The sequence below is a fragment of the Mesomycoplasma ovipneumoniae genome, assembly GCF_030012565.1.
Taxonomy (GTDB): Bacteria; Bacillota_I; Bacilli_A; order Mycoplasmatales; family Metamycoplasmataceae; genus Mesomycoplasma; species Mesomycoplasma ovipneumoniae_D.
This window is the reverse complement of sequence record NZ_CP124621.1, coordinates 576,551-596,509: the sequence shown is the minus strand read 5'-3', so window position 1 is coordinate 596,509 and position 19,959 is coordinate 576,551. Positions and strand designations below refer to the sequence as shown.

General features: G+C 30.6%; 6 protein-coding genes. 1 reads left to right on the top strand and 5 read right to left on the bottom strand.

Translation table 4 applies throughout. The features are described 5' to 3' along the window. Positions 1–166: 166 nt before the first annotated feature. From QJQ40_RS02095 to dcm (QJQ40_RS02075), 5 genes are all read right to left on the bottom strand, one after another. Positions 167–1,825, bottom strand: coding sequence for an IS1634 family transposase (locus QJQ40_RS02095; RefSeq protein ID WP_282860989.1), 1,659 nt, complete (start codon positions 1,823–1,825; stop codon positions 167–169). Between the two features lie 298 nt (positions 1,826–2,123). Further along, entirely contained in the window at positions 2,124–4,241 is a 2,118-nt protein-coding gene (dcm, locus tag QJQ40_RS02090) for a DNA cytosine methyltransferase (RefSeq protein WP_282860988.1), read from the bottom strand. Between the two features lies 1 nt (position 4,242). Then, a complete protein-coding gene (locus QJQ40_RS02085) occupies positions 4,243–4,407 on the bottom strand; it encodes a helix-turn-helix domain-containing protein (RefSeq protein WP_230577090.1) in 165 nt (54 codons plus the stop codon). A gap of 549 nt (positions 4,408–4,956) precedes the next feature. Next, on the bottom strand, positions 4,957–5,712 hold the full coding sequence (locus QJQ40_RS02080; RefSeq protein WP_282860987.1) for a hypothetical protein: 756 nt from the start codon (positions 5,710–5,712) through the stop codon (positions 4,957–4,959). A 9-nt stretch (positions 5,713–5,721) separates the two neighbouring features. Next, positions 5,722–6,843 (bottom strand): DNA (cytosine-5-)-methyltransferase, encoded by a 1,122-nt coding sequence (gene dcm / locus QJQ40_RS02075; protein ID WP_196243086.1) that lies wholly within the window; start codon positions 6,841–6,843, stop codon positions 5,722–5,724. A gap of 1,095 nt (positions 6,844–7,938) precedes the next feature. On the opposite strand from dcm (QJQ40_RS02075), the gene QJQ40_RS02070 reads away from it, so the two are divergent. Beyond that, positions 7,939–19,944 carry a hypothetical protein gene (locus QJQ40_RS02070; protein WP_282860986.1) on the top strand — a complete coding sequence of 4,002 codons (12,006 nt, stop codon included), beginning with the start codon at positions 7,939–7,941 and terminating at the stop codon, positions 19,942–19,944. Positions 19,945–19,959: the final 15 nt, after the last annotated feature.

Here is a 19,959-nt window from a genome sequence, read left to right as displayed (position 1 = left end):
CAGACATGCTGTTCTTTTAGTAATTTTAAAAATTATTTTCATTTTTATAAACTTCTAATAATACTTTTCAATCCCGAGTTTCCCAGTTTCATAAGGTAATTTTAAAAAAGCATCTGGTTTTAGGCAGTTTTTTAAATTTTTTGTTAAAAGTTAATTACAATTTTTTTTACCTATTTATTAAGATATTAAAGTAAAAATCGTACCTATTTCAAATATTCGGATCACTAGGGACACCATCGCGATTTTTAAATATCATTTGCTGATCTAAAGTGTTAAATTCAACCCTTTGTCTCAATTTTTGTAACATCGTTACTAAACCAACCTCAGTTAATTGATTGTTTTCAAATAACTTGTTATCGCTGATATGTTTGTTGATTTTAAAGATTATAGTTTTTAAAATAACTAGCGAGATAAAACACAAAAGTGTATGAGCTAGGATATGCTCGTCAATTCTTAAAAATACGGGCCGAATATTCAACAAACCTTTTAGACTTCTAAAATTAGCTTCAATATTCCACTGTTTTTGGTATTTTTCAACTATGTCTAAGACGTTCAAATTTAGCATATTTGTTTCATAAACATAGTAACCATCAAACTGTTTGTCTTTGTCAATTTTACTTTGATCTAATTCAAATTTCATGTTTGAAATTTCCTTAAAATATTTAGGTTTTTTACCAAACAATTTGTTTACCTCGATAAAACCGTCTTTATTTTGTTTTTTGATAAAACTTTGGATTTGCTCTTCGCGAGCTTTTCTGTCTTTTATCGCTCTTTTTGTACTGTAAGTAATAATTCTTCTTCTAATATTTTCGGTGTATCTTTTATTCTTATAAGATGAATAAAATTCTTCTTTTTTATACTTAAAATCCGCACTTACATTAACATAATCGCTAGGATCTAGTAAATAATTTTTAAATTTTTGAGTTCCTACCTTTGCACGATAAGAAATAATGAAATTATAGTTTCTTGATTCAAGAAATCGAATATTTGCAGCAGTTGACATGCCGCGATCAGCGATTATTGTCATATTTTTGATATTATATTTGGATTCAACATCTAATACAAAAGGGATTAATGTACTAGAATCGGCTGTATTTCCTTTAAAAACTTTAATATGAAAAGGAATACCATTTTTATCACACGCTAAGCCAATGACAATTTGGTCTTCTTTGAATTTAGCATCTTTAGAATAACCAGGAATTCTTAATCCATTTCTTTCAAATGTCTCAAAATAGACTGTTGATGAGTCAAAATAAAATTCATTGTCCCTTTTTCCAAGTTCACTTGTTACCATTTTGTTGACACTATTTAAAAGTTGATTTTGTGACTCAAAGACAAGATCTAAGAGTCTATAAAAGCTATTTTTGGAAGTATTTATTTGATTTGAGTAGTCATCTTTTTTATCAAAAGCATTAATAATGCTGCCAGGATCAGTGATCCGTTTTGAAATTAAGTAGTTAAAAATTTCTTTCATATTTTTATGTCTACTTTTAGGAAGTGATTCAAAAATATTGTGCTTTTCAATAAGTTTTTCAATTAATTCCCCACCAACAAAAACCGAACCTTCGATTATGGTGGAATTTTTAATAGAATCAAGCAAAGCAATCTTGACTTTATTCATGTCATCTAAATTTGAAAACAATTTCAACTTTTCTTTGATAATTTGAATAGCATTTGGATTAATTTTTTCCAAATTTTGCACATTTCCTAAACTAAATCACCGTTTTGGAGCTTTACCGTAACCTTGTGTTCAGCCAACATATTTATATAGTTTATCTTTCGAGTTTCCTCAAACATTAAATAAAACCAAATTTTGTTTTTTCATAATTTATAATTATACCATAAAAATTAATTTAAAAATGTAATTAAACGGAATTAATAAAAAATAAGGTTTTACGATAAAAAAATACCGATTTACCGGTATTTTTTTATATTTGTATTCACTAAAAAGTGAATTTTTGCCTTCAAACTGGGAAACTCAGGATAAACTTCTAATAATACTTTTCAATAGATTATCTTATCAAACCGGGAAATTCGGGAGTTTTAGTTTTCACAATTTTTCTCCTTTTGAATTTTAAGCATAGAAAAAGCGACTAAGATTTTTTTCTTAATCGCCTTTAGTATTATATTTTTTCTTTTGTTAATACATTCCAAGCTATTTTGTGTTCTGCATTTATTTCTGGATGAGTTTGTATGTTATGAATATACCTTTGTATAAATAAATCTGTATTATCTAACAATCTTAAATAATATTTTAAGGTCGGAAATACACCATTTATAATTACTTGACACCCATGTTCAGTTTTAATTTTTTCAACTAAATCATGAATTATTTCTAATTCATCATCTTTAGGAGCCAATGTACTTAATATATAATATCTTTGTATTGTTGTATTAGAAAACTTTTTATAGGCATCATCTAACATTATATAGTCTGGTGCTATATCAAACTTTACTTCTATAACTTCATATAAACTTCCATCGTTATTTATAACTACAATATCGCCAGCATTTCAACTACTTCTATCAGAACTATAATGAGATGATATTTGCTGTAAAAATTTATCGTCAAATCTTTTTAACTCTTTAGTTATACATTCATAGACACTGTATAGTGCAACTACTGGCAATATGGAAGCTCCTCTACTTTTATAATTATAATAAAAATGTTTTTCTAACAAATCTATTATCTCATTTATACTCAAACTCGATTCTCTTTCTACCGGGTTTATCACTCTAATAGATTTAAGTTCCCTTGCTTTTATGCTCAAATGAAAGATTCCCATTAAATAATTTTGTGGTTTAGCCCCATTCTCTTCTATATCATTTAAAATCTTTAAGAAAGCGTCTTTAACCACTTTATCATTTATCTTACCTGGAAAGTCTAAGTTGTATGGTATATTCTGTTCAAGACTTCTTGTTAGTCATCCTGACTCTTTCATTGCTCCTAAGAACTGCTTCTGTTTCATAAATGGAGTAATGTATTTAGTATCAAAACTTCTTCCGCTATAACCATTGTCCATATTTGCCTGATGTAATCTAATATCTTGTTCCATATGCAAACATTTATACACTAAACTTGTAATTAAGACAGTATATACACCTTTTAAGGTTTCCTCTTTTTTAACAATTGACTTAATATAATCTTTTTGAGTATCTGTTAAATCAATTTCATCTAAGGACTTAATTGACAAACTGTCATTATATGTTTTTTCTAAAAACTCACTCACATTCACTTCATTGCCCTCACTTTCATTCCAAAATTGATTTATTACTTCTTTAGCAACATTTCTTATCATTGGTACACAAACGCTATTCCCTATTCTTTCATACAATTTCGCTTTTGTCCCAACCTTTATAAAGTCATTTGGAAATCCCATAAACTTATAACATTCATTAAGTGTCAGTTTTCTAACTTTACCATCAACATAAATAAAATATCTTCCGCTTTGCTCTTGAGAAGTAATTGTTGGATGTATTCCCTCAGCAGAATAAATTCTGTTTGGTTGTTTATGAGTTCTTGATAAATATTCTGTTCCTTTTCTTACTCCAATTGTGCGAATTTTTTTATTTCGATGCCCACAAAAAATAAGCCCTGATTTTTGCGTCTTAATTCTTTCTGTTTTTATTAAGGTGTAGTCTGTTTCATCTAAGTATTCAAATTCACCCTGTTTATCAAGAAATTCATACATTGAACTTACTTTATTTTTCTGTATATCACTAAAATCAAATACCTTACCCTCTTTATTTCCAATTATTATTATCCTTTCTCTATTTTGAGGTACACCAAAATCTTTAGCATTCAAAACTTTATATGAAACAGAATATCCTAGTTCATTCAAAGTTTTTATCATTATAAATAGAGTATTTCCTTGATCGTGTTTTTCTAAATTTTGAACATTTTCTAAAATAAATGCTTTAGGTTCTTTTTCCTTTAATACTCTGCAAATATCGAAAAACAAAGTTCCTCTTACTTTGTCCTCAAAACCTTTTTGCTTTCCACTAATTGAAAAAGCTTGACAAGGAAATCCTGCACAAAGAATATCAAAATTAGGCAATATATCTGGATTTAATTGTGTAATATCACATTTAGAATTATCGCCAAAATTAGCTTTGTACATTTCTATTGCATGTTCGTCTATTTCACTACTAAATACACATTCTAATCCCAACTCTTCAAGCGCTAACCTAAATCCGCCTATTCCTGAAAATAAATCTATAAATTTAAGATTCTTACTCATTTTAAATCTTTGTATCCCTTATTATTTCAACCACTTCTTCAATTTTACAATCTAGTGCGGTACATATTTTTACTATCGTTTCTAAACTTACACTTTCATCTTTTCCCATTCTAGCTACAATATTACTACTAATACCAGAAGCTTTTTTCAAATCTTCTTTATTCATTTTTCGTTCAACTAACATATGCCATAATGGTTTATAGGAAATTTTCATCTTCTCTCTCCAAATTACTATATTTTGTGTATTATATCACATTATTGTAAGTTTTTCACTCTTTATCGGTATTTATGCAAATAAAAAAATCCGTTAAATTTACTTTAACAGATATATTTATAATTATATTCACTCTAACATTTGAGTCAACATATGATTCAAAAGACTACAAGGCCTATTTAAGTATAAGTTTTATATTTCATCTAATACTTTTTTCATGATCTATTCCCTTTTCTATATTGATTATCCTCTATATATAGTTTTCATAATCTTCTTTTCTAGTTCTTGTAATTTTTCTTATACTCTTACCATTTCATTTTCTTTTTTTTATTTCTTTTGTTCTGATAGTTTAATTTCACTTTACTTTAGTGTTTTATTTTTTTCCTGTTTTAGCTGTTCTTCTATATTTAATTTTATTTTTTTCTTGTTTTCTGTTTGCATATTTGGTCCTTTCTTGTATTAAAAAAGACGACTAGATTTTTATCTAATCGTCTTGACAATTTATATATCAAAAAGTTCTGTCGGATCTATCTTGAATTGTAACATATTTGCAGTCGGTCTTCCATTGTCCCCGCCTTTTCTTTGAAGCGTAACTTTACCAAGTTTTATCGACCCTCCAGGACTTACTTCAACTTTACCATCTGCAAAATAATGATTTATTACTTCATTTATATTTTTCAAAACCCATCTAGCATCTTCTTGTAATTTTTGTGCAACTAAAACCCATTCTGCTGAAAATTCTCCTCGTCCCTTTAATATATCAGATATTATTAACAACTTATTGTTATTTAACCAATCTAAAACTAAGTTTCTTTCTTCATCAGTTAATTCGTCCATAAACATTCTTCTATTATCTCTAACATTATCTTTATAAGGTTTTAATTCTCCAGTAAAATATCGCAAGATTTTATATACATTCAATGGAATATTCCATAATTCGTTATAACTTTTTAATCATCTTTTATCTATTTGATTAAACCCTTTCTTATTGCTTACAAGTTTTATTTGTATATTTTCAATATCAAGTGCATCCTTTAATTTAACTTGTACTTTTACATTCAAATCAGCTTTATATCCTCTAATAACAATTGCTCTTACATATTCAATTTTTTCTAAAGTATAGCCCATAATTGTCAACCATTCTTTAGCTTCATCATCATTTTGCCAATCATTAAATTTATCTGCTATATGTTGTTCATTTCTAAATCCGTCTTTTGCAGTTTTCGACCCTAGTTTTACTTTATCAATTTCACCCATATTCTTAACCTAACCTCTAATATTTTTAATCATTGCTTTAGCAATAGCATCTATAACATTTACCGTCATTGCATTTCCTGCTTGAGATAATACTTTATTATTATTTAATCCATTTTGTTTTACTTTTTCTGCAATATCTTTTGGAAAACCTTGTAATAACAATGCTTCATATCCACTAAGTTTTTTTATTTTCCCATTTCTTATATAAAGTAATCCGTGTCTTCCAGCTCTTAATGTTGGAAAGATTTTATCATATTTGCGCAAATCAGATTGTCGTCAATCAATGACATAATTTTCTAGACTTAACACTTGTTCATTAGCAATCTTGTTTTGATTATATTTATTTGATAAATACTTTTGAAATGTTTTATCTAAAATATCTAACTCCAAGTTATTATCTTCGTCGATAAACCAAGAAAAATCTTTATTTGATAAATTGTTGATAGGAAATTCAAACATACCATTATCATATCCTTTTTTAAAACCAACAATATATATTCTCTCTCTAATTTGAGGAACGCCAAAATCTAGACTATTTAAGACTTTATAGTAGATATTATACCCTATGTTTTCAAGTGCTTCCTTGATTGTTTTAAAAGTATTTCCTTTATCATGATTTATCAATCCTTTAACATTCTCTAAAATAAAATACTTTACTTTTTTTTGTTTCATAATTTCAATTAAGGAGTATATTATCTGTCCTCTTTCATCTTCAAACCCTGCCCTTTTACCTACAATTGAAAATGTTTGGCACGGAAATCCTGCAATCATAAAATCAAAATTAGGTAATTTGTCTATATTAACTTTGGTTAAATCTCCAAAATTTCTACCATCATCAAAAAATAATTTATAAGTTTCTGCAGTTTTTTCATCTATCTCACAATGACCAACACACTCTAGTCCATTGTTTTCTAATCCAATTCTTCCTCCGCCAATTCCTGAACAAAAATCAAAAAATTTTAACATATCATTACCCTCATATTTTTTAAAACTAATAACCTGTTCTACATTACATTGAAGTGCTTCGCATATCTTTTCAATATTTCTAAGTGATATATACTCATTCTTTCCCATATTAGCTATGCAATTTGTTGTTAAATTTGCTTTTTCTAATAAATCTTTTTTGTTCATATTTCTTGATTTCAAAAGATTCCATAATGGCTCATACGATATGTTCACACAATCCCCTATTGCCTTTTTATCCTGTTTAATTATAGCAAAAAACTTGAGTTTCCTCAAGTTCCTAAATTGTAAGTTCAAGCGCAACATATACACTTAACTTACAATTTAGGTCAAAATACCTTGATACTAAACCAGGACAAAAAAATTAACACTAAGGTTGATTTTTTTGGTTTATTTTGGGGATTTTTTAACTTTTTTGGCAAAGTCAAAAAAATAACTATCAAAGCAAAAACACTGAATTTTAAATCTAACACTCACGAACAAAAATCTGCTTATTAATCAAATAAAACAAACTAAAAAAGCTAAAATTTTAACTTAAGAAGCAAAATTATTGAATTTTTAAACTGCTTTTTTAGTTCAAAACACTAACAAAAATCATCAAAAAATACAACTACTATTTAAACTCAATGTAAATAGAAAACTCGTTTTTACTTACATTGAGCCTAAAAAACATATGAAGTTTTGAAAGAACAATAACTAAAAGCCATAAATTTATAGATTTCTAAACGGTTAAATTTAAGGCATTGCATCATATTTAAAAATATGACGAAAAATTCGCATTTTCTGATTTTTTTAACCAAAAAACATAACTAATTCCCCCTTAATTTAACATCAAAATTTATTAATTATTCTTAGTGTGTGTAATTATAACTTATTTTTATTTTTGACCAAGCATTTTTTTTAAAAATTTTTTTGCTGATTAATTTTTGCCTAAAATCTTTGATTACTAAAAATATTTTTTTATTTACTTTTTTCTTTTGATCTTAAAGTATTTTGGTATAATAAGGTCATACTTATCGAGATATTACTAAAATGTTTGATTGCTAAAAATATTTTAATATTTTCTTTGGATTTTAAAATATTTTAGTATAATTAAGACATACTATTGAAATATCTAGTAAAGTCTAAAATTTATTTTACCTATCTATTTTTTATTTAAAGAAACAAAGTTGAAATAATTTCAAGCTTTGTTTTTTGTCATTAATAGACAAAAAAATGGTAAAATTAAAACAAAATCTGTATTATATAAAAAGAGGAGTAATTATGGCTGAAAATCTAACAAAAAAAGAGAAAAAATTAATGAAAGCAACTAAAAAACGTGCAATCATACTTTCGCTGCTTGCCTTTGGTGGTCTTAGTATTGGTTCACTCAGTTTTCTTCCTTTCCTTTTAAAGTCTTGAAATACACTTCAATATAATATTGTTGATTTTAAACATATTAATCGTGATAATATTGGCTATGAACTTGAATTTGCCCTAAGTGATTTAGATTCATATAAACTAAATTATCAAGATTTAAATGTTGACTTTACAGCTGATGAGCAAGGAAAAGACGTAATTGTTTCACACAAAGCCATTTATGATGAATTTAGTCGAACTTGACGGCTATCTTCAAATTATAATGGTCTTAGTTTTGGAAAAAGATACTATCTAAAAGTTTATCTTGATGATAAAAAGCAAAAAAGATTTTCTGCCAAAAAAGTAATTGCCTTTGGTCAAAATGTTACCAATTTTGTCGATACTCCGCCTGCAGTTTCAACAATTAACTTTCAAACCAAAACTCCTTCTAGTGCCTCAGTTTCACTAAAATTTGCTGACGAGGCTGCTAATCTTGAGGGCAAAAAAGTTGCCTTAGAGTATTATTATGTCCTAAAAAATCAGTCAGCACCCACTGACCCACTAAGTAATTCCCAAGAAATTCACACTTCTTATGTTGATTCAGCGACCGTTAAAAACGGAGTGGCTGAATTTAGCCTCGAAAATCTTCACCCGGGAATGGATTATAAAATTAGTGCAATTCGTTATGTTGACAGTTCTGCCCCGGCTAGTGATATTCCACTTGTGCCAATGCAAAAAATTGCCCTAGCTCCCCAGATTAACTACGAACAAGATGCCCAAAAAGAAAAACTTTTTGAGGCAACAACCGGCAAATATAATTATCGTGCTGAGTCTTTAATTGACCAAAATTTAAGTTTTGACTCAAAAAGACTTACAGTTAATTTTTCAACACTGGACTCAAGCCCTAATTTGGAAAACAAGCCAATAAAACTAAACTATACAAACATTTTAACAGACCAAAAATTTAGTGTCAGTTCATTTTTTGCCGCTAATTTAGCAAGCTTTGACCTTAATAATTTAGCTCCAGGTTCTTCTTATCAAATCGAGAGTTTTGAGCTCGAGTCTTCCAAAGTTGAATTTGGCCAAACATTCATCAAAAACTTTCATACACCAGCGGCAATTGTTGAGTCCAAAATTGCTACCGGAGCGACTTTTTCTAAAGTTGACTTATCTGTTGTCTCAGTTGATAATTTAGAAGGAACTAAGGCCCATCTATATTTAGATGACAGTTCAATTTTGCCAGTTAGTGGTGTTTTTAGAAAAACAGATCAGACAAATTCTTACCAAATTAGCTTTGAACCAAAAGGACTTACAAATAAAACAAAATACGGTCTTAGCAAGGTTGTCTTTGATAGCCTAAGTCAAAATTCTGTTTTTGCTAAAAACAGAGATGGCTATGATTATTTAAATTTAGCTTGAGATAACAGTCTCGAGACTGGTTCACCAAGTCGTAATTTTATTACTTCAATTTCAGATCTTAAGACTTTTATTAAATTAGAGCCAAAAATTCTTGCCTCAAAAGTTGAATACACTTTTGGCTTTGGTCTTGATTCATCTTTTTTAAACGACAAAGAGCTTTATTTATACTATCACAAAAAAGATGAGCCCCAAAAAGTCTATAAATCAAAAGCAAGTATTCCTCAGGGTTCTGAGATTAAATTTGAACTTGAAAACTTTGAGAGCTCAACAACATACAAACTTGAAAAAATCGTAATTTCTGACTATCCCGAGGTTGCTGTTGCAATCAATTTTGATCCTAACAAAAAAACACAGCAAAATTTACCGCTAGACGAGTTTTTTGTCAAATATTATGTTTCCGACATCAGTTTTGAAAACGTTGACCAGACAAGTGCGCGTGCTAAGGTAACAATTAATGGTGATTTTAAAAATATCCAAGACGCCAATTTAGACTTAAATGCCAAAATAGTCTTTGGTCAGCCAGGCTTTACTAACCTAACCGAAACAATTAACTTAAATCTTGCTAACTTGAAAAATTCAGTTCCTATTGGGGCTAACCCAAGCTACCACGAGTTACAAGACGACAAGCTTGTTATGTATTTTGATCTTAAAAATCTTGATCCTAAAACTGAGTACCAAGTTGCTGATGTTGAAATACTCGGAAAAACTGACTTTTTCAGTTCAGAAGGAATTCTTGACTTAAATGCAAGATTTACAACCACCTTCCAAAAAGTTAAAATAATCGGGGCAAACTTTGAGTCAATTAGCTTAACAGACGCTAAGGCTTCAATTTATATTGATCCAAATTTCAACCGTTATTTAAATGGCAAAAAATTTAATGCAATTTTTAAATCTGAAGACGACCAAGAAGTTAAATCCCAACCTTTAGATTCAACAGCAACTCCTGAATATTCAGTTCTTACAAACAATATCCTTTCAGTTAAACTAGACAATCTTAATCCAGGGAAAAAATATACTTTTTTCAAATTAGATCCAGCTCCAGGCCAAGACGAGGCTTTTAATAATTTAGAGTATAAATTTATTGATCTAAACCAACAAGAAACTGATAATTTACCTTATTTTTATACTCTAAGTGATATTGCTTCAATTTCAGCTCAGCCTACCCAAGACAGTGCAAAATTGACTGTTAATTTTACCACAAAAGATCCAAACTACAATAAAAGAGCAAATTTATCACTAAAAAAAGCTGTTATTTTCTTAAAAAATAACGCAACTGGAACAGTTGCCTCAGCCCAAGCTGAAGAAATTAAATTCCAAGACGGACTTAACAAAGTTGAATTTAATGTTCAAAATCTTGACAAATTAAGCCACTATACAGTTAGTGAGATTTTGCTTGACGGTCAAAAAATTGAATTTAACGAGCAATTAAAAGAAGAATCTGCTCAGCAGCGTAATTTTGCTACCGTGGCAAGTACAGCAAAAATTATCAAAGTAGTCCAAACTGCCCAGTCTCACGATAAAATGGCAATTGAACTGTCATTTGACCCAGTTAGTGATACTTTTTTGACTGGCGACAGTATCAAAGTTGTTCTTCAAAACTCAAGAGAGAAAAAAACTATCGAGGCAAGCGGGACTGTTGATTCAAATTTAGTATTAAAATTAGACTTTAACCAAGCAGTTGAGGCTGGTTCAGAATATTCAATTTTAAGTATTACTAACGAGACAAAAAATAAAGATATTCAAACCTCAGTTGGCTTTTTATTCCAAAAAAGGCTTGATAATTACAGCCTAGATCTTGAAAAAACAAGTATTGCATCCGAAAAATTCTACTCATCTCCTGAGCTAAAAACTTTCCAAGTTACTTCAAATGAAAATGAAACTGTTAAAGTAAAGCTAACTTTTGCCGACGCCCAAAAGTTACTCTTGCAGCAAGTTGCTAGCCAGCGAAAACAGCTAACCCTTTTAATAAAAAACACTGAAACTAACGCAATTGTAGCCTCAAGTGCAACAGCGTCAGAAAAAGGTGATCAAATTGAAGCAGAATTTACTTTTTCAAATCTTGACCGAGCAGTAAAATATGAGTTAGTTTCAGTAAATGACTATTCTCGTCCTGATTATTTAATTTACAAAGATAACAATAACTTTACTGAAGACAGTACTAAAAGTTTTGTTGTAAATGTTGACAGTATTGAAGTTAAAAATCTTGTCTATTCAGATATTAAACAAAACTCAGTTAAGGCCGAAATTTATTTTGACCCAATTAGAGATTCTTATTTAGCTGGTAAACAAATTGACGTTGAAATTAAGCAAGACGGTGATCCGGTAGCCCAACTGGTTAATGTTGATGCCACTGCACAAAATTCAACTATTAAAAAAACAGTTCAAATTCAAAAACTAGACGACGGACGGCTAAAAGCTGAAATTACTTTTGAAGGTCTTGCTGAAGGTAAAGACTTTAAAATCGCCCTTTTAAGTTTGGCGAACAAATCTGATGTCCAAACTAATGAAGTAAATAAAACAAGTGGTCCTAAATTTAAAATAGTTAATGATTTTCTAGCCCAAACTGATTCAAAATCTGCTGAAATTACAGCTAGTTCAAACCAAAAAACTCTAAAATTTGCAACTGACGTTGTTGTCTCAAGTATTGTATTTAATCCAGCAGATTCTACAAACGGAATTGACAAACAACAGTCAGCAAAAATTAAGGTTGAATTTTCTAACTCAAATAATGAAATTCTAAAACTAAAAAATGACCAACTTGCAACATTAACATTAATTAACAAACTAACTGGAAAAATAGTACTGGCTTCAGCAAAAATTAAAGCCGAAAATTCAATTGCTGGCCAAACTCCTAAGACTTCTGCTTCAGTTGAATTTGAATTTAATAACAATCTAGAAAAACTAACAAAATACGAAGTTAGTTCAATTTCTGTTGTTAGGCCAAATGGTATTTATTCAATTCCTTTTGCAGCAAATATAGTTGATCAACCTAAAGAATTTGTAACTCAATTAACCACTGTTAGTGTTAAAAATATTTCTTATGTTGATGTCTCAGAGACAAGTGTTGAACTTACAGTCTTTTTTGACTCAGTTAATGATGATATTTTAAATGAACAATTTGATGCTGAACTTGAATATGTTCTAAAAACTAAAGACACTGAAATTAAAAAATCAAGCAAAGTTATTGTTTCAAATAACCAGGCTGTATTTGTAATTGATGGTCTTGATGAGGCAAGTACTTATGAAGTTAAAGATTTAAAACTATCTAAAAAAGTACTAACTCGCAGTACTCGTTCAATCGGTCGTCGTGTTCGGCGTTCAGCTCCTGAGGCAAGTCCAGTTGCAAACAATATTAATGTAGTTTTTGACAAAACCGAAGTTGAAGACAAACACAAAAAACTCTTTTCAACAAAGTCTTTAATTTCTGAAATTAAAATTGACAAAACTTTATTGGAACAAGAATTAGCAACAAAAATGCCTGGCTTAACCCTCGAGCAAACCAATTTAACCGATACTCAAGCTGGTATTGAACTTAAAATTAAAGACCCAAAACAATTTTTCAAAGATTATGTCAGTGGTCCTAAAGCTGCCAGTGCAGCTGCAGACATAAAATTAGTTGTAAAGTCAAATCGTACCGGTGCAATTTCGCAAGCAGGTGCCCAAATTAGTTTTGATGAGCAAAGCAACGTGGCTACTGTTAAATTTTTATTAGAAGATTTAGAAAAGTATACAGTTTATTCAATTGTTGATATTTTTGTCAACGGCGTTCGCCTTGGATTTTTAAATACTCTTACTGAAAGCCAAAAAGAATTTGCAACAACTGCTCGGGATGTTACTCCTAATTATATTGCCCAAACTGAATTTAAACGTCATGGTGCGGTTCTAAGAATGGTTTTTGATATTAATAAAAACTGATTTTTAGTTAACAATAAAGTTAGACTAACATTTAAAAAATTCCAAGCCGCAGGTGCCGATGATCCTGATCTTAGTGTTGAGACAACTGTTGACCAAGATGGTCTTGCTGTCTTTCGAATTAATAAGGATAATCTAGCAAATAAGGTTCCGGTAGGAAGCCGTTTTGAAATTTCAAAGCTTGAGTTTATTCCAGATGTTGATGCAAACCAAAAAGTAGTTAAATATTTCCCGCTAAATACAGTAACTTCAACTGATTCAACCAAAATACACTCAGCAAGTCAGTCTTCAAATCTTGTTCCTTTGGTTCGTTCTCGTCGTAGTCTTAGTGTTTTTGACAGTTCTTCTTCTTCTGGTGCTAGTCAGTTCCAAGATAATGCTCAAGCCCCAGCTCCTGCGGGTGCCGCGACTTCTCCGGCTCCTGCTCCTGCAGGTTCTCCCGCTGATTCTCCGGCAACCTTAGCTAATACTAACTTTTTGGATGTAAATATCTCAACAAGTCCGCTTCAAGATCCAACAGCACCTGCTTCAGCCCCAGCTCCTGCAGTTAAGACTACTTTTGATACAGCTTCATTTATTAGTGCAGTTGAAAAAGTTAATCTTTCAGGAACTAATGCTGAATTAAGAATTACATTAAATTCAACTTTATTATTAGATGCTCAGTCACCAACAATTAAATTAAAATATATTGACATTACCGATGGTCAAGAACATAAGGCAGACCTAATTGGTCGTCCTGCAGCAGGTCAAAGTACTTCGCAATATACTTTTAGAGCAAATAATTTAAAAACACTAAATTATTACCAAATTGTTTCAGTTAATTATGCAGATAATAACAACGCAGAACAAGTAATTGCCTTTGATGATAAGTCAGTTAAATACGAAGACAAACTATTTCGAACAACCCCGACAAGCTTTAGTGTTAAAAAAATTGAATCAGCCTATAATTCAAGCAAAAAAACAGCTAATGTTAAAATTACCCTTGATGATCAAGTTGCCCAATATTTAGAAAATTATACCGTTAGAGTTTCATACCAACGGATTGATAAGACAAATAGAAATGTAACAACTTCAACTGTTAACGGAATTATTAATTCTGACTCAACTGTTAGCGTTGAGCTTACAGATAATTACACTACTGGTCAAAAAACACTTATTATACCTGAGGCTAAAACAACACTAAGAGTTGCTGCTGACACAAATACACTTAACGCTAAAGTTAATGATCCCGAAAGTAATAGAAATATTTCTACTGATGTCAAGACAATTAATCCAAACAAATTATTTGAAACTTATAATTATAAAATCACAAAAGTTGAACTAGTTCAAAAGCCAAGCTCAACTTCTGGTCGGGCAAAACGAAGTGTGGCAAGCCCAAATCAAAATCTTGTTGATTTTAACTCAGGTTACAATTCTTTAGCGACTTTTGATAGATCAGGTAACACAACAATTAATGAAACATCAATTATTCAAACAAGTCCAATTGCTTTGTATGATCAGTTAATTTATGTTGAAGAAAAAGATAAGTTTTCAGGAATTGATGCAACAATTTATGCATACTTTATTTCTTCAGAAGATCTATCAGACCAAGATAGTGATAAAAATAATTTTAGAGTACAACTATACAATGAGTCTCTTAAAAAATATGAACAAATAAGAAAAGCTAGTTCAATTAAAAAATTAAATGAATCAAGAACACAAACAGGTGCTTCACATTTTTATGTTGCTACCTTTGAAACTAACTTAAATAAAGCTTCACTTTATAATATTGAATTTTTTGCTTATAAAGATCAAAAAATTGAACTTTCTGAGTATAAAACTACAAGAGTTGACAAAACTCAGTTTACAACTCCAGGAAAAAAAGCTTGACTTACTAATTTTTCCCAAGTTGGAGCCTATCAAGATACTGCAGCAAATGTAATTTTCCAATTTGACGAAAAAGACGAATATCTTTGAAGAAACAAACACAAAGTTGAACTGGAAATTACCGAAAAACTTGACCAACCGACTGTAACTACTCCTCCAGGTAGAAGAACTACTACTCCTCGTCCTCAAGTAACTAAATTTAGTTTTATTCCTGACGGTCCAATTTCACGAGTAACAATTGATAATATTAGTTCACAAGCTACAAGTCAAGCTAGATTAGCCCCGAATAAAACTTACGAAATTACTAAATTTACAATTAAAGAAGCTACCTCACCACCCCCAGGGGCGGGTAGACTATCAACTTCAAATCGTAATTTAATAATTAAAACTGTTGATGCCCGAAGAAATACAGTTACACCAACAGTATTAGGTCCAAATAGAATGGAAGTAGCCAAATTTGACTCAGTTGAGGTCGAAAATGCACCTGTAGATCAAAAAATTCCATTTTTTGAAACTAAAGCTCAATTTGCATATCAAGAAGCAACTAATTTTTCTCAAGATGACAATACAGATGCCGATGGTAGATCAGCAACTTTAGAATTTACTTTTAATAAACATTTTTTACAAATTCCAAGAAGTTTTGCAACAATTACTATTATTCGTTCAGATGCTAATACAGCGGCCTCTCCAGCAGGCTCAGCTCCTGGAACTGCAGCGGATCAATCAGAAATTAGTTTTATTTCCGAATCTCAATATGACCCAGCAACTGGAAGAGTTACTTTTAAATTAAACAACCTTGATAGATTCCATACCTATGACATTAAAAATTTCGAAATTGGTGGAGTTAAAATTGATCATTTATCTAGCTCAAGAAATTTGAAATTTACACCAACAGTCCAAAAAATCTTCCTCGCTGACTTAGAGGTTAAAGACTTAAAAACAGGGACTACTGGTGGTAATATAGTTACCACCCAGCCTTCAGGCCAAAATTCTGGAGGGCTTAACCCTACAAAAGAGGACGGATCAAAAGTTTTTGGAAATGTAAGTCTTTACTTTGATAGTGATAATTCATTTTTAAATGGTGCAAAATTTGATGTTAAAATTAAAAATAAAAACAATAATACTGATATAACCACAATTACTAATCTACCAGTAACCCAAGATCCAGCTAAACAAGCAACACCTTATAAAGTTGATATTGATTTAGCTGCAAGGGCTCCACAAATCGAACCAGGAACCAAAATTGGTTTTGAATTTGTACTCAAAGAAGTCTCAAGAGATACTGATCTTAAAGGCACAAGGCCGCAAGATATTGTAGTTGCCGTTCCTGAAAGACAATATAATTTAGATTATGCTCCTATATTGGAATCAGAAGTTATTATCCCAACTGTTATTGAATCTCTGGTTGTGTCTGAACTTAAAGACACAAGTGCAAAACTAAAAATTAAATTAAAAGGTGATCCTGCTAACTTTGATCGAGTTGTTAACAACCCAATTGTTTTATCTATCCAACCTGATCCAAACCAACAAACAGCAAGTAAAATTCCAATTACTTTAATTACTCAATCACAAGTTACAAGATTTCAAGATAAATCAAGATTTGAAATCGAATATGATTTAGATAATTTAGTTCCAAATGTTGAGTACAAAATTTTGAAACTTCAAGGTCAAGATCTTGAAATCCCTTTTGGTGAACAAGACTATAGACTTAAATTAGAACAACCTGGATCAGCTCAACAAAATGCTAGTTCAAGTCCAAAAATATTCAAAACTCCTTTTACTGAGCTTTCACCTGAGAGAATTATTTTAACCCAAGCGCCTAGAAATTATAATAGCACAGGTACTACTCCTAAACCTGAATATGCACCTGAAAATTTAACTCTAAATTTAGATCCAGTTTCAATGTGATCACTAAATAATAAAAGAATTAAAGTTAAATTTAAAGCACTTGACCCTGCAGGTAAAGAACTAACAACAGGCGATAATGCAGCCGAAAAAGAATACGAATTTAATGTTACATACGATAGCAGCAAAAAAGCGCTTGTTGCAAGTCTAAATAATAAAGAAGTTACTGATGCTAATGATCAAAATCTTTATCCTTCAACAACTTATAAAATTAGTCAAATTAAAACAGTTGATGCTGATGTTTCAAGTCAAATTACTTTAAATCTTGATGATGCCCAAACTACTACCCTCCCTAATACTAATAATCTTGAGTTTACAACTCAGTTAGCTCAACCTCCATTAGTAAAGGCCGGAATTACTAATTTCTATAATCATTCAGGAAAAGAAGACACTTTTGAACAAACTATTTACTTTGCTTTTGATGATCCTTATCGGGCAATTGATGAGGCATCAATTAAAGATTGGAAATTAATTCTTGAGGGGAGTGAGGATAAAGATAAAGGGAATAATCCTACTGATGCCTCAAGTTGAATACAAGTGGCAAAATATGAACCAAATTTTACAGATTCCTTTATTGAATTATATAATCCACGTGAACTAGCTGGTCCACCAACTGAGTATGAAGAAGGTCCTGAACTACAACGACTTTTAATTCAGCAAGCTGAAGTTGACAAACAAATTCAAACAATAGAAAACGAAATAAAAAACTTTGACCAACAAGATCAAATTCGGATTGATTTGATAAAAGAACTTGCAACTAGTGGTAATAAGAGAAATTATGAAGCTGAGCTTCAAAGACAAGGTGCCGAAATAAAAGAAGCTATTGCCCAACGTTTAGAAAGATTAAGACAACACAGGGCACAACTCGATAGAATTCAAGTTTTAACAAAATATAAATCAGATGTATTTAAATCCAGTCCACACTTAACAAACCCAAACCCTCATCGTCGTTATTTTGCTTTTACTCTTAAAGGTGATGCATCTTGGCTAATATATTACAAGATGCGTGTTGCTATTCAGTATAAATACTTCAAAGACAATGAAACCCGTGAAGCATCAGAGTTTTCAAAACTTATAACTAATATTAATACTAATCAGACAACAAACCGTAATAGAAATAGACCAGCTTATGTTGGTTCTGGTGGTACTTTTTCTGCTCAAAATAGTATTGTGTCAAGAATTCAAACAATCGAACTTGATGATTTTGCCAAATATACAAACAGAATATTATTGAAAAAATCTGAAATTAAGCCACTGAACCAAATTGGTGCTTACATTGAAATGGAATTTGAAGATCCAAAAAATCTTTTGGCACCATTAAGGAATAAATTTAGTAAAGCTCAAATTACAGGTGTAAATGGTTTAGGTAATTGAGTTGATTTATCAAGTAATATTTTTTTCAATCTTCAATCAACCTTAATTCGAGATCAATCAACACCACAACGACAAGCTTTATATGGAGTTGATGGATCGAATGATGCTGGAGTAAGCCGTACCACCAATTATAATAGTTTTAGGCAAGATTCAGGTATTATTTATAGTCTTGATTTTGATGTAAAAGGTTATGACTACGATCTTTCCAATCCATTTGCTAGTCTCTTAACTACTCCAAATAAAGAATATATTGAGCTAACCCAAAAGATCCCTAAAACTTTAGAACCAAGGCAACAACCAAAAATAAACACCGTTAATGATAAATTTTATGCTATTAGACTAGCGAAAGTTGAAGTTAAAGATAAAATAACAAAAATTGGTTTAATAATCACTTATCATTGGACAAATCCTCAAGCCTTTGCTAAAAAAATTATTAGTATTTATCCAAAATTATTAAACCCAAATGATCTATGAAAACCAGAAAATCAACACAATGATTACGAACCATTAATACCTGTTTTCTCGCCCAATGTAAATCTTACATTTATGACTTCGCCAATAATCCAAAAAGAAGACCCATACTGAGGTAATTTTTGGGCAAATCCATCCGGAAATGTTTGGCATGGTTCAGAAGTTAGACAATTTGATAAAAATACACAACAAGGACTAATTATTGACGCCTTCACTAGATCGCTTTTTGAAAAAATACATAGGGATTTTGGAACCTTAAACCATGATAAAACTTTTTTTATCGGCCCAACTGGACCTGTAAGAACTCTTGTTACTGGACAAGGCAATAATCCAGGTATGGCTAATCAAAATATAGCCGATCAAATTTACGGAATACCTTATGCTCATCGTAACATAGAAAATTATTTAGATGATCTTTTTAAAAAACAAACTCGTCATCCTTTTGGTATAAAATCTGCTACATACGACCCAGCCGCAAAATTTCTAAGAATTCAATTTAACAACCCAGAGAACAGAATCGGCTTTGGTGTCAAACTCCAGGAAATCTTACCAACAGTTTCTTATGCGGCTTTTGTCGATCAAGCAGGTAAAATCTATTTGTTTGGAAATAAAAACGGGGTTCCTATCAAATTACAAGATGATATTAACGTTAATGACCAGACTCTTTATATAAATTTAGCTCCACCTAATTGATCCGAAGAAGAACTTCCAAAAGCCGGGGCAAATTTAAATTTCATGGGTCTACTAGTTTTCCCTTATTTACCACCAAACTTTACCCTCAATCCCGCGTTAAGGCAAGATGTTGGTCAGAATCAATATGTTGAAAATCAACAGTATAAAAACTTTAACCCTGGTAATGGACAACCAGTCCACAAATACCTCTTCCCAATAAAAGGATATGATGGACTCCAAGTTGATGCTGAAAATCCTTATTTTGTCCCATGGGTATCACATGATAAAGCCTGACTTAGAATTACTTATTAATTTAAACAACTAATT